The organism is Soonwooa sp. (genome assembly GCF_030151385.1).
In the GTDB taxonomy this organism is placed as follows: Bacteria; Bacteroidota; Bacteroidia; order Flavobacteriales; family Weeksellaceae; genus Soonwooa.
This window is the reverse complement of the sequence record NZ_JASLDS010000049.1, coordinates 107,221-120,599: the sequence shown is the minus strand read 5'-3', so window position 1 is coordinate 120,599 and position 13,379 is coordinate 107,221. Positions and strand designations below refer to the sequence as shown.

At 35.0% G+C, this 13,379-nt stretch carries 9 protein-coding genes; 3 read left to right on the top strand and 6 right to left on the bottom strand.

Annotated elements, in window-relative coordinates:
• The first annotated feature begins 28 nt into the window (after window positions 1–28).
• Window positions 29–1,675 carry a peptide-N-glycosidase F-related protein gene (locus Q1V95_RS09325; protein ID WP_300673029.1) on the top strand — a complete coding sequence of 549 codons (1,647 nt, stop codon included), beginning with the start codon at window positions 29–31 and terminating at the stop codon, window positions 1,673–1,675.
• A 58-nt stretch (window positions 1,676–1,733) separates the two neighbouring features.
• On the opposite strand, the gene galE is transcribed toward Q1V95_RS09325, so the two are convergent.
• Both galE and Q1V95_RS09315 read right to left on the bottom strand, forming a co-directional pair.
• Window positions 1,734–2,747: a UDP-glucose 4-epimerase GalE gene (gene galE, locus Q1V95_RS09320; protein ID WP_300673027.1), complete on the bottom strand. Its 1,014-nt coding sequence runs from the start codon at window positions 2,745–2,747 to the stop codon at window positions 1,734–1,736.
• A gap of 447 nt (window positions 2,748–3,194) precedes the next feature.
• Window positions 3,195–4,319 (bottom strand): DegT/DnrJ/EryC1/StrS family aminotransferase, encoded by a 1,125-nt coding sequence (locus tag Q1V95_RS09315; protein WP_300673025.1) that lies wholly within the window; start codon window positions 4,317–4,319, stop codon window positions 3,195–3,197.
• Between the two features lie 68 nt (window positions 4,320–4,387).
• On the opposite strand from Q1V95_RS09315, the gene Q1V95_RS09310 reads away from it, so the two are divergent.
• Window positions 4,388–5,983, top strand: a complete 1,596-nt coding sequence (locus tag Q1V95_RS09310) for a S8/S53 family peptidase (RefSeq protein ID WP_300673023.1) — start codon at window positions 4,388–4,390, stop codon at window positions 5,981–5,983.
• 36 nt (window positions 5,984–6,019) lie between these two features.
• Here Q1V95_RS09310 and Q1V95_RS09305 read toward each other — a convergent pair whose 3' ends face one another.
• From Q1V95_RS09305 to Q1V95_RS09295, 3 genes are all read right to left on the bottom strand, one after another.
• Entirely contained in the window at window positions 6,020–6,391 is a 372-nt protein-coding gene (locus Q1V95_RS09305; protein WP_300673021.1) for a response regulator, read from the bottom strand.
• A gap of 17 nt (window positions 6,392–6,408) precedes the next feature.
• Window positions 6,409–8,622 (bottom strand): ATP-binding protein, encoded by a 2,214-nt coding sequence (locus Q1V95_RS09300; RefSeq protein WP_300673019.1) that lies wholly within the window; start codon window positions 8,620–8,622, stop codon window positions 6,409–6,411.
• Between the two features lie 81 nt (window positions 8,623–8,703).
• Entirely contained in the window at window positions 8,704–11,253 is a 2,550-nt protein-coding gene (locus Q1V95_RS09295) for a phosphoenolpyruvate carboxylase (RefSeq protein WP_300673017.1), read from the bottom strand.
• A gap of 102 nt (window positions 11,254–11,355) precedes the next feature.
• On the opposite strand from Q1V95_RS09295, the gene Q1V95_RS09290 reads away from it, so the two are divergent.
• Window positions 11,356–11,802 (top strand): DUF1648 domain-containing protein, encoded by a 447-nt coding sequence (locus Q1V95_RS09290; protein WP_300673015.1) that lies wholly within the window; start codon window positions 11,356–11,358, stop codon window positions 11,800–11,802.
• Here the strand turns inward: Q1V95_RS09290 and Q1V95_RS09285 are convergent.
• Entirely contained in the window at window positions 11,783–13,270 is a 1,488-nt protein-coding gene (locus Q1V95_RS09285; protein WP_300673013.1) for an NAD(P)H-hydrate dehydratase, read from the bottom strand. The genes Q1V95_RS09290 and Q1V95_RS09285 overlap by 20 nt on opposite strands.
• Window positions 13,271–13,379 lie beyond the last annotated feature (109 nt).

Below are 13,379 nucleotides of genomic sequence, written 5' to 3'. Positions count from 1 at the left end.
TAGATTCAATTTTACAACCAAATCTAATATGAATAAAAAACTACTGACTGGTATTGCTATGCTAAGTCTTGGATTGTCGTTGAATGCCCAAAACGTGACGGTTTTTAACGATGTTCCATTCTACAGCATGTACCATTATTTGGGCGAGGGACAAAGTCTTCCACCCGAAGCCTACTCACAAATTCCTGCTGGTGCAATTCGACTTCATGCTTATGAACGCGACATTATTTCCAGAAAATTAACACCCGAAGAAATTGCCAGCATTGGGAGCAATGTTTCCCTCGAAGTAGATTTAATCGCGGCTTGTGATAACTATGATCGTCTCGCTGGTATTAATTTGGCTTTAGTTCCAAAAGGTTTAACGACTTACACTTGGGAACAAACGGATGTTAAACGAATAGAACTTGGTCGCTTCATAACACCGTTTATGAACAAGAATAAAACGCCAACTTCGGTTCCTTATCAATACAAAATTGACAATCTATCGAATCTTTTGCATGACACATCCATTACTCAGAATTATGATATCTGGATTGAATTTCGTGCAGATGGCTACTCGGCAGCAGCCAATACGCAGGTTGCAGGTTGTGCGGATAGAACGGATGTTTTCCGAGGGAATTTAAGATTTGTTTCTTCTGGTCCAGCGCCAACAACATCTAATTTCTTTTTGCCGTTACTTTATCGATCCAATCTTAACAAATATAACGCGACGGATGAACCTGGCACCACAACAAAAACGGTAAATTTTACATTAAATGCACCTGTAAATAATGCTGTCTTACATTTAATATCATCTAATCACGGCGCCAACACCAATGGTGAAGAGTATATCAGACGAGAGCATTATGTCTATCTAGACGATAACTTGGTACAGCAATATAAACCTGGTGGCAAATCTTGCGAACCTTTCCGTGTTGTCAATACCCAAGGTAATGGCATCTATGGCACAACCGAAAAAACATTACGCAATTGGTTATCTTTCAGTAACTGGTGTCCTGGTGATGCAATTCCAAACAGAGAAGTAAAACTCGGAAATCTTGCTGCTGGGCAGCATACAGTAAAGCTAAAAGTTCCTGATGCGGTCTTTGCAAATAACGAAGGCAACTTCCCTATCTCAATGTATATACAAAATGCTTCTAGTGGAGAAGTTGTCTGCGATGGTCCTACTAATTTTAATCTTAATAATCAAGTTAACCAAAGTTATGATCTCAGCTGGACTCCAAATCCGCAGTCTAATGCTTCGCAAGTTTTGTATGGTAGAAAAGGTGGGTATGCAACAAGTTTGGAAACTTATGTCGACACTGACCAAAACAATCTAAAGTTAAATAATCTTACAGTGTATTGGTCTTATGAAAATTACATTAAGTCAAAATGTACCGACATTAACAAAGAAAGTCTTTGGATTGGCCCCGTTTTCTCCCAAGCTATTTCATTAGACACAAATGAAACTTCTAAAAATAAAGTGAGTATTTATCCTATTCCTAGTCAAAATGAAGTTAACATTCAATCGAGTAATAAAATCCAAAAAATTGAATTATACAGTATTGATGGTAAAAAAATAAATGAATACAAATCAAGCAAAATTGACATTTCAAAACTTAGCAAAGGCGTCTATAATTTGAATATTCTTTTTGAAAATGGCGAAACATCCAATCAGAAAATCATTAAGAATTAGTTTTAACTAAATCAAATTTCAACCCAATAAAAAAGCGATTCCTAGGAATCGCTTTTTTTTATTTTGTCTCTAAATATTTTTGCCATTGCCAAGTCGTTCTCAGCGCTTCTTGGAGTGAAGTGTTGGCTTTCCAATTTAGTTCTTTTTCAGCCTTGTCAGCGTTCGCATAGGCAATTGTAATATCACCAGCACGACGATCACAAATTTGATAAGGAACATCAACATCGTTTGCTGTTTCAAAAGCTTTAACAACTTCTAAAACCGAAGATCCTTTTCCTGTTCCTAAATTGTAGACATCAATTAAAGTTTCTTCTTTGGAATTTATTAATTTCTTAAGCGCAGCAACGTGTGCTTTTGCCAAATCAACAACATAAATATAGTCGCGAACAGCGGTTCCGTCTTCTGTCGGATAATCGTCACCCCAGATGCTCAACTTTTCACGAATTTTGGCTGCCGTTTGCATTACATAAGGCACCAAATTATTTGGAACGCCGATTGGCAATTCTCCTAGTTTTGCAGACGGATGTGCTCCAATTGGATTAAAATATCTTAGTAAAGTTACTTTTTTATGATTCGCTATTGCAAAATCCTTAATGATTTCCTCGCCCATTTGTTTGGTTTTTCCATAAACACTTTCCGGCATTTTTAGAGGTGTATTTTCATCGATTGGCATTTGATCTGCCTGACCATAAACTGTGCAAGAAGAACTAAAAATAAAATTCGAAACATTTCTGGTTCTAAATTCTTGCAGAACATTAATCAACGAAAACAAATTGTTTTCATAATATTCCAAAGGTTTTTCTTGGCTTTCACCAACAGCCTTAAAAGCAGCAAAGTTGATGCAACCTTCAATATTGTGGGCTTCAAAAACTTGCGATAATAATTCTTTTCGTCTTAGATCAAATGGATAGAAAATCGGTTTCTTACCAGAAACTTCTTCAATATTGTTTAAAATAAATTTTTCCGAATTAGATAAATCATCTACGATTACAACTTCAAAACCATTGTTAAGAAGTTCTACAACCGTATGCGAACCAATATAACCTAATCCTCCTGTAACGAGTATTGCCATTATTTTTCTTTTGTGTTTTATTTAATTTTAATTCCCTCCAATTTCTTCAATATTTTCATATTTCAATGGATTTTGTACTTTATATTTGTTAACAATTATTAGAGAAAATGCAATAATTATAATCATCGTAAGCAACCCGTTAACAGACTGATTATATATTCCAAAATGAAACAATTCATTTGCTAATTCATATAAAGTATAACAGAATAAAAAAATAAGATGAACATTAATCAATAAAATACTTTTAAAACTTTTTATTATAAGAAAGTAACTCTGAAAAAAAACTAAAACCGCGAGCATTGTAAGAATCATCAATCCTAGCCAATTATAATTTCCAGCATTTATTCTAACGAACAAGCCCCCAACATACATTACAAACGAAAGTATTGCAAACACTAAACTAACAATGTAAATCCACTTTTTTTTAAAGACCCTTTCTTTTTTCATCTACTTCATAAACTCCAAAACAGCATCAGTAATATACTTCAGTTGCTCTTCGTCTAATTCTGTATGCATTGGTAGAGAAATAACTTGATCCAATAATTTGTCCGTATGCACAAAATCGGCATCGTTGCTTTCTTGGAAATAAGCTTTTTGCTTTCTAAGTGCAACTGGGTAATAAATCATCGCAGGAATCTCCTTTTCTGTTAAGAATTTTTGAAGTTCATTGCGTTTTCCGTTTGTAATTCTCAAAGTATATTGGTGGAAAACATGCGTTGTGTGATCTGCAACTTTTGGCGTTAAAATGTGTGGATGATTTGCGAACGCTTCATTATAATAATCCGCAGCCCATTGACGCGCCTCATTGTAATTATTTAACAATGGAAGTTTTTGTCTCAATACAACCGCTTGAATGCTGTCCAATCTAGAGTTAACACCAACCTCATCATGATAATATCTTTCGTACATACCGTGGTTAACAATTCCGCGAAGTCTGTGTGCCAAATCATCATCATTGGTGAAAATCGCTCCACCATCACCATAACAACCTAAATTCTTAGATGGGAAAAATGAAGTCGTACCAATTGTTCCCATTGTCCCAGATTTTTTAACTGTACCATCTGAGAACGTATAATCTGCACCAATTGCTTGCGCATTATCTTCGATTACATAAAGGTTATGTTCTTTTGCAATCTTTAAGATTTCTTCCATATTTGCACATTGTCCAAAAAGATGCACAGGAATAATCGCTTTAGTTTTTGGCGTAATTGCTTTTCTAATTTGTTCTGGATCAATCGTAAATGTATCATAGTCAACATCTACAAGAACTGATTTTAATTTTAATAAATGAATCACTTCAACTGTAGCTGCAAAAGTAAAATCTGCTGTGATAACCTCATCACCTTCTTTCAGATCTAATGCCATCAATGCAATCTGCAAAGCATCTGTACCATTTGCACAAGGGATTACATGCTTTACATCTAGATAATTTTCTAAATCTGACTGGAAAAATTTAACCTCTGGACCATTAATAAAAGCAGCGGAATTCATCACATTGATAACCGCATTGTCTACTTCATTTTTTATTTTATAGTATTGACTTTGAAGGTCAACCATTTGAATTTTTTTCATAACGAAACTTTGATTTTGTAAATTTAAGCTTAATTTAGTTCTTACAAAAAATAACCAGTCATAAATCTATGAAAAAAATCTTTACCAGCTTGCTGCTCGGTGGTCTCTTTTTTGGCCAAGCACAACAAACGGAATTGGTTTTTGTCTTTTTTAAAGATAAACCTAACAAAGCGACATTTTTTGCAAATCCTTTATCGGAATTATCGCAAAAATCTCTGGATCGAAGAACTCAAAAATCGATTCCACTAAACGATCAAGATGCTCCAATCGAAGCTTCTTACATCCAAAATGTAAAAAATTTGGGATTCATGGTTACCGATTACTCAAAATGGTTAAATGGTGTCGCGGTTAATGCGACTAAAGCACAAATACAAAACCTACAAAGCCAGAGCTATGTATCGCATGTTGAGTCTTTTGTAAGAAATCCTAACGGAGGCAAAAAAGCAGAAGCGGATCGTCCACAAAAATGGAAAAATATTGATGCCAACAAAACCAACTTTAACTATGGCGAAGGATCTGCTCAAATCGATCAGATTAACCTAAGACCTTTACATGTCGCAGGCTACACAGGTGCAGGAATTACTATTGCAGTTATTGACACAGGATTCCCAACGGTTAACACAGGTAGCGCCTACAAAAGAATGCGTGATAATGGTCACATAAAGGGCGGTTACAATTTTGTTACAAAAAGTAATGATATCTACAACATCAATGTCAATACGCATGGTGCGTTTTGTTTGGGTGCCATTGCAGGTTTTGTTCAGGATCAATTCGTTGGTACTGCTCCAGATGCGGATTTCTATTTATACGCTTCAGAAAATGCAGAGGTCGAAATCCCTGAAGAACAACTTTATTGGATCGAAGCTGCAGAAGAAGCCGATAGAAAAGGCGTTGATCTTATTTCGACATCTTTAGGTTATTCTGAATTTGATGATAGCAGATACGATTACACCTATGCTGATATGAATGGAACCACAACCTTCATAGCACGAGGAGCACAAATTGCCTATGAGAAAGGAATTTTTGTAAGTTTTGCAGCAGGAAACGAAGCCACATCTGCTTGGCATTATATTACTTCACCAGCAGATAATGCAAAAGTATTTTCCATTGGTGCTGTTGACGAAAGTGGTACAAGTGCTTCCTTTTCTTCTTTCGGACCAAATTCAGTAGGCGTTATAAAGCCCGATGTTGATGCGCGTGGCGTGGCTACAGCAACAGTCTTTGGAAATGGAGTCAATTATGGAAACGGAACATCTTTAGCCAATCCAGTAGCGGCGGGAGGTGTTGCTTCCCTACTCCAAGCGCTTCCAAAAAACATTAACCTCGATGTTGTAAAGTCCAAATTGAGAGCAACTGCCTCTCGAGCGAATGCGCCAACCGACCAACAAGGTTATGGAATTTTGAATTTTGGTTCTGCAATTAATCAACTTTTAAGCGTTAATAATCTGGAGCAGAAAAAAATGACGATTTATCCAAATCCTGCCAAAGATGTTATCGAAATTCAGTCCAATTCTAAAATAGAATCAGTACAGATTTTTGACAATCTTGGACGTTTAATAAAAACAGAAAATGCATCAAAAATAAATGTTTCAAAACTCGAAAAAGGTGTTTATTACTTAAAAATAAATGGCGGCGAAAAGATTGAAAAATTTATAAAAGATTAAACCAAAAAGACTGTCTATGTAGGCAGTCTTTTTTTATTAATTGCAGTACTTTTTTATTTTTTCTAAAACCTCAAAAAGGTCAAAAGGCTTGGCAACAAATTCGTCTGCTCCACTATCAATTGCAGACTTGGCAAGTCCACGACTCGCAGACATAATAATAACGGGAAGACCATCAAGATCTGTATTTCCGCGAATTAAACGACAAATATCACGACCATCTTCACCAGCCAACCACATATCCATTAGTATTAGATTTGGGAGATTATCTTTGTCGAGTTGTTGGTACATTTCTGAGCCTTTTTCAAACAGCTCAACATTGTAACCTTCCAAATCCAACATCATCTGTAGCGAATCCAATATTGCAGTATTGTCATCAACAATGATAATTTTTTTATTTTTTTCCGACATTTGAGTAAAGATTGTAATTAGTTTTTCACGGGAAGTTCAAAACAAAAATTAGACCCTTTTCCTCTTTCAGAATTGACATAAATAGAACCTTTACTTCTTTTAATAATTTCCGACGAAATATAAAGCCCAAGTCCCAAACCTGGAATAGTATGCTCTTTACTACCGCTGACGCGATAATATTGTTTGAAAACATGCTGGATTTTTTCCTCTGGAATTCCGATTCCGTAATCTTGAACACAAAATCTCAGCTTGTCGCCGACACGCTCCGCTGTCACAACAATTTCGTCTGCGTCTGGTGAGTATTTTATGGCGTTTCCGATAAGGTTACTCATCACTTGTGCCAATCGATGACGATCCGCTTCCAGCTCTCCAACGGAATCCGCATTAACAGTAATTTTATGTTTGGTTGCCAGCTGTTGTTCTTCTACCACTTCATTAATCAAATCATTAAAATTAAACGTCATGGTTTTTAATTCGATTTGACCATTTTGGATTTTAGTAACATCTAACAATTCACCAATAAGTTCAGTTAATTTGTTAATCTGTTCATCCATTTTTTGGGCAACATTCGCATTCGCCAAATCGCCTTGGCTACGAAGATTTCGTTCAATATATTGTGAATATAATTTAAGACTTGTCAAAGGCGTTTTTAACTCATGACTGGCAATGCCCAAGAAATCATCTTTCTGTTGCTGAAGTTGCTTGAAGTCGTCAATATCTGTACAAGTCCCAATCCACAAATCGATTTCGTTTTCTTCGTTATAGACAGGAATCGCACGCACCAAAAACCAATGCTTTTTACCCGTTTTTTTATAATTATCAAAAAGCATTTCTTTCTCATAGACTTGCTTTTTTTGGATGCACGCTTCCCACTCTTTTTGGATATGATCTGCTTCGCTTTGAGAAATACCCAAAAGACAAGTTATCTGTCCCCACGGATTTTCGCCTTTTTTAATACTGGTGAACTCATACCAATTGCTATTAAAATAGGTAGCATGTCCATCCTTGTCAGTTGTCCAAACCAATTGTGGCATAGACTCTGCGAGCATTTTGAATTTTTCTTCGTTTTCGCGAAGCTGTCTTTTATGTTTTAAATCTTCCGAAACATCATAACCCAAAGTCATCACATATTTAACAACACCTTCAGAATCTCGAATAGGCTGAAAAATATAATTAATATATTGAAGTTCACCATTGGCGTCGGTATATTCATGCTCTTTTTTCTCCAATAAAATACCTTCCCTAAAGACTTTCTGAAGATCTTCGTAGATAGGACGGTCTTCAATTCCTGGGACTGTATCTTTAACTCGTGTTCCCAATTCGATTTTGAAACCCCAAACTTTTTCAGATGCTTTATTGGAAATTCTATACACGAAATCTTCACCTTCTACAACATTAATTGCTACAGGCACATTCTCGATAAATTGTTTTAACAAAGCTTCTCGATCGTATACTTTTTGTTTTGCAATCTCTAGATCAGTAATATTTAACAATGATAACAGAACAGCCTGAAACTCGCCTGATTCATTAAAAATCGGTTTTAAAGCAACTTTCAGAAAAAAGGTTTTCGGTCCCGTTTTAAAATTAATTTCAACAGGAAGCGATTTTTCAAAAATTTTGACTTTTTCTTCTAAACATCGATTGTAAAGCTCAATAATTTTTTGATTTTTTATTTCGGGAAAAAGCTTAAACATGGACGTTCCCAACACATTATGACCTTTACCAAGTGCCAAAATCATCCTTTCGTTAGCGATAACAATTTTCGCATTTTCGCCTTTCAGAATAGCTTTAGAATGCAAAGTTCCCGCAACTTGCTCACCATATTTATTTTTATATTCTGCTAGTTTTTTTTCAAAATACAATCGCTCTCCAATTTGTCGTAGACTGAGCATTAATGCATACTTATCTTCAAAATCTAGCCTAGAAATTTCTAACACAAAAAAGCGGTCTTCCGTGTTCTCCTCAACTAAATGTATAACATGAGTGTACTTGTCACCAGACGTTATCACCTGTGAAATAGCGTCATGATTTGCCGCAAAAATTTCTTTTGGAAAAACCACGTCCGCCTGCCTTCCAATATCCGTTTCATTAAGATTTAAAAAACTGCTTAGCGCAGGATTAAAAGTTCTAATTCTAAAATCATCAACATTAATCCACGCAAATCCGATGGAAGTATTCATAAAAATACTTTCGAAAAGTTCTCTAGGAACCTGAGTTGTTAAATCCATCATAGCTGATTTTTTCTAAATTAAATGCGACTAAAGAAAAGCGGTGTAAATCTACTTAAAGAAACTTAAATTCGATTAAAAAAATTAAGCAGAATTACGACTTGCATTAATATTACCAAATAAAGACCTGATTACCAACTTTTCATAAAGTTCTTTATTATCAGGATTCTTCTGAATCTGCATTAATGCATACTGCTGGATGCTCAAAAGTGGCAACACAATCTTCTCACGAATCAAAACCGATTTTCTGTTCAGTGGTTCTTCTTGCATCAACACTTTGAAGCCCGTTAATTCTAACATCAAATCTTTCGATAGGTTAAATTCTTCAAACAAAACATTCCAAAATTCGCCGAATTTTTTATTTTCTCTCATATAAAAAGTCAATGGGAAATAAGTCTTATTCATCGACATCATCGAGTTTAGCACCAAAGTTTTGAAGAAATCCGAATGTTGATATAAGAATCTAACGTCATCAAATTTACCTTCGTCTTTCAATATTTTTAACGCAGTTCCAAATCCATAAAAACCAGGAACATTTTGCTTAAGTTGCGACCAAGAACCAACAAATGGGATTGCACGCAAGTCTTCAAATTTCAATTCACCATCTGCGCCACGTTTGCTTGGACGACTTCCAATATTGGTTTTTCCATAATATTCGAGTGTGCTCATCTCTTGCAAATACGGAACAAACATTGGATGCGCTTTTAACTCCGAATATTTTTTATAACTTAATTCAGCCAAGGTATCAATCAGTTGGCGTTCTTTTTCGGTTAAATCTTTTTTAGAATTTTCGAAAACATCATTTTCAATTCCAGCAGTTAAAAGTTGTTCAAAATTGTATTTCGCTTGGTCTTTATTACCAAAAACGCTGGTAATCGTTTGACCTTGTATTGTTAATTCTAACTCGTTATTTGCGATCGTCTTGCCTTGTGAAGCATAGAAATCATGCGTCTTTCCACCACCTCTTGCTGGCGGACCTCCACGACCATCAAAAAATATAACTTTAATGCCAAATTCTTTAGCAACTGCCGTCAATTCTTCTTTGGCGCGGTAGATTTCCCAATTCGCTTTTAGGTAACCGCCATCTTTAGTTCCGTCAGAAAAACCGAGCATGATGTATTGTTGGTTGCCACGATTCTTGAGATGTTGCTGATAAATCGGCGATTGATACAAATCTCGCATAACCTGTTGCGCATTGTCGAGACCTTCCATCGTTTCGAAAAGCGGAACAATATCCATTTTGATGTCACTTTCTTGATAACCGCAAAGTTTAAAAAGCGCATAGACATTCATCACATCTTTAACTTCATCCGAATTCGAAATAATGTAACGATGCAATCCACGTTCGCCATTATGTTTTTGAATTTTAGTAACATTCAAAATATTTTGCAAAGTATCTTTGACAATTTCTTCATCGAAAATCTCTGGTGTCACAACATCATTTGATGCAATTAACTTTTCGAATTTCTGTTGATTAGAAATTTCAGAATTTTCTTCATTTTTAAATAAATGATTAAAGATTGTATCAATTATTTTTTGATGAATACGACTATCTTGTCGAATATCTAAAGTCGCAAAATGTGTCCCAAAAATCCGAACCCGATCGCGATAATCGTCCAACAAATCTCGGAAAAGTCCTTGGTGTGATGTCATTAAGATATGTTCAGCTTCGTCAATTTTAGCAATAATATTCGCTTCCGAAATTTCGAAATCATTTTCAAAAATAGCTTTATACAATTTATGGCTTAAGTCTTCCAAAACCTCCGAAACACCTCTAAAACTCAAGCGTCGTCGAATGTTTTTAAGATGTCCATAATAACATTTTAGGATTGAGCTTCGCAGTTCGTTAGCCACTTCCAAAGTTACATTCGCGGTTACAAATGGATTGCCATCGCGATCGCCACCTGGCCAAAAACCTAACTTAATAACATCAGGATGAAGATGGAAAGACTCTGTACCAAAAGTTTCTTTTAACTTTTTATAAAGGTCGCCAATGCTTTGGTAATAGACATAACGCAAATAATACATAATGCTCATCGCCTCATCCAAAGGTGTTGGACGCTCTTTGTTAACGAATGGCGTTTTGCCCAATTGCTGCAACAACACATCAATTTCTGTCACAGAATCGTCCTGAATGGCATTGCGCAAATCATGAATAATTCTCTGAACAGCATTTGGATAAAACTGTGTTGGATGCGCTGTAAAAACGATTTTCACAGAAAAGTCTTTTAACTTTTTGCGAACTTCCGTCAAACGATGGTCTTGTAAAGCACGTTCGTAAAGATTAACAATTGTCCCCGCATCCGCTTCCGAATGCAAATCCTGAAAAGCTGCATCCTCAATACTATCGAACAAAACAACTTGCCGCTCGATATACTGAACAATTTTAAAAAGTAATTCTAACTTTTGCTCTTCGGTTTGCAAATCGGTATGATTTTTAAAAAACGAATTAATAATCTCTTCCGGAGACAAAGCTTTGTCGTAACCTTCTTTACTTTCTTCGTATAAAAACGGAAGCAACATTCCGATATTGGTCATCTTATCATAAGGCAAACTCATGAAAAGTGAATTGTATATTTGGAATTTATTTTCAACTAATTGTCGAAAAATTTCATTCTTTTTGTCATTTATCATACTAACAAATTTAATAATAATTGGATTCCATTGTTGTTAAAAAAGTTTTAAATTGCTATAAAATTTAGAAAATCATCGACCTCATCCTCTTATTTTATAGAAATGACATTACTTTTAATTCTTATAAACAGCATATTGGTTTTTGCATTGTTACTTTTTAGCGCTTTAACCTATCGCAATCTGCCAAAAAGAATCCCGATTCATTTTGGGATTAGTGGTACAGCTGACGGATATGGTAACAAATTGTTCTATTGGTTGATGCCGATTTTAGGTTTGATATTTTTCGCAACATTCAGTACACAGATTGCAGATTTAAAATCTTTAAAAATAGCTGACATTTATTCGCTTATACAAAACTGGAATTTGGATTTACAAACCTCTTTTGGAATGTTAATCAACACTTTTGTATTGATTTTATTTTTGGAAATCCAATCGAGCATTTACAAAGTTGCATTGGGTCAAAAAACAAAAATGTCCAAATCGATATGGATCTGGACAATATTAATTGTTATAGTAAGTGTAATAATTGCTACTTTGAAAGGTAGTTAAAAACTTTGCCGACGCTTTCGATAACATCTGAAGCCAGAAGGCTTTCTTTGGATTGACCTTTAAGAGCCAAATCCGCAGCCTTACCATGAATCCAAACACCAAAAATCGCAGCTTCTTTTGGACTATATTTTTGAGCTAAAAGTGATGTAATTATTCCTGTCAAAACATCGCCACTTCCGCCTTTAGCCAAACCAGAATTACCTGTCACATTGTAGTATACCTCACCTGTTGACAGAATAATTTGCGAATGATGATCTTTGAGAACGATATTAACTCCATACTTTTTTGCCATTTCTTTTGCTAACTCTAATCTATCAAAAGAATTTAGTGAAGCACCAAAAAGTCGATCAAATTCTTTAGGATGTGGAGTCAGTATCGAATCTTTCGGCACCCATGATAGCAAATTAAAATGACTAGACAAAAGCATTAAAGCATCAGCATCTAATACAATTGGCTTGCTGTGGTTTCGCAAAAAATTCTCCAAAGCAGAACGGGCTATATCACTTTTACCAAAGCCTGGTCCAATTCCATAATCAGCATTTTCTACAGTGTTGATCTGTTCGACTTCACGATTACCACCAAACTCAAACATCGCTTCTGGGATTTGCAATAAACATGCAGAATACGCACATTCTGGGGCGTTAATATAAGTAAGTCCCGCGCCAGTTCTTGCCGCCACACGACCAGCTAATACAATTGCGCCTGTCTTACCATAACTACCACCCACTAGAACTGCTTTACCAAAATTCCCCTTATGACTGAATTCAGGGCGCTTTTTGTAAATATTTTTTATTTCTCTTTCATCAGCAACAAAAGAATCTACTTTTACTTCTTTTATATAAATAGGACTTAAATCAACATTCAAGACATGAATCTTTCCACAATAAACACCAGTTTCTGGATGAAAGAATATTTTTTTGTAAAACTGGAAACTAATCGTATCATTTGCTTTTATGAAAACATCACTATTTCTATCTCCATCTGGACTTAATCCAGAAGGCATATCAAGTGCAATAATTTGATTACTTAGAGTGTTAATTTCATTAATTATAGCTTCCCAAGGTTGTCCAATATTTTTGTTGAGACCTATACCAAAAATAGCATCAATGATAACCGTTGATTGTCTAACTATGTTAGTTGAAAAATCGCTAGCATCAATAATAGGAACATTTTCGGGAATCCTTTGAAGATTGGTTACAGCATCTTTTGAGAATTTTTTGCCATAATTGACAACCACTTTAACTTTTCTATTAAATGTTGACAACAATCTGGCTAATGCTAATCCGTCACCACCATTATTTCCGTTACCACAAAAAATGATAAAATCCTCGTTAACATCCGAGTTTTTGAGAATCCATTCACAACTTACTTTCGCCGCTTTTTCCATAAGATTAATTGAAAAAATAGGCTTATTTTTTATTGTAAATTGATCACATTCCTTTAATTGATTAACATTTAGTATTTTCATCGGCTTGTTTTTGCGTATTTTTTAAAGAAACAATATACAAATATCGTTCAATAAATAAAATATTACAATAATTTTAGAATATATCTATCTATCATTAAGAAATTTTAAT

Coding starts and splice junctions, on each gene's coding strand:
- Q1V95_RS09310 (WP_300673023.1), top strand. CDS start 4,388: ATGAAAAAAATCTTTACCAGCTTGCTGCTCGGTGGTCTCTTTTTTGGC.
- Q1V95_RS09295 (WP_300673017.1), bottom strand. CDS start 11,253: ATGATAAATGACAAAAAGAATGAAATTTTTCGACAATTAGTTGAAAAT.
- Q1V95_RS09285 (WP_300673013.1), bottom strand. CDS start 13,270: ATGAAAATACTAAATGTTAATCAATTAAAGGAATGTGATCAATTTACA.
- galE (WP_300673027.1), bottom strand. CDS start 2,747: ATGGCAATACTCGTTACAGGAGGATTAGGTTATATTGGTTCGCATACG.
- Q1V95_RS09315 (WP_300673025.1), bottom strand. CDS start 4,319: ATGAAAAAAATTCAAATGGTTGACCTTCAAAGTCAATACTATAAAATA.
- Q1V95_RS09290 (WP_300673015.1), top strand. CDS start 11,356: ATGACATTACTTTTAATTCTTATAAACAGCATATTGGTTTTTGCATTG.
- Q1V95_RS09300 (WP_300673019.1), bottom strand. CDS start 8,622: ATGATGGATTTAACAACTCAGGTTCCTAGAGAACTTTTCGAAAGTATT.
- Q1V95_RS09325 (WP_300673029.1), top strand. CDS start 29: ATGAATAAAAAACTACTGACTGGTATTGCTATGCTAAGTCTTGGATTG.
- Q1V95_RS09305 (WP_300673021.1), bottom strand. CDS start 6,391: ATGTCGGAAAAAAATAAAAAAATTATCATTGTTGATGACAATACTGCA.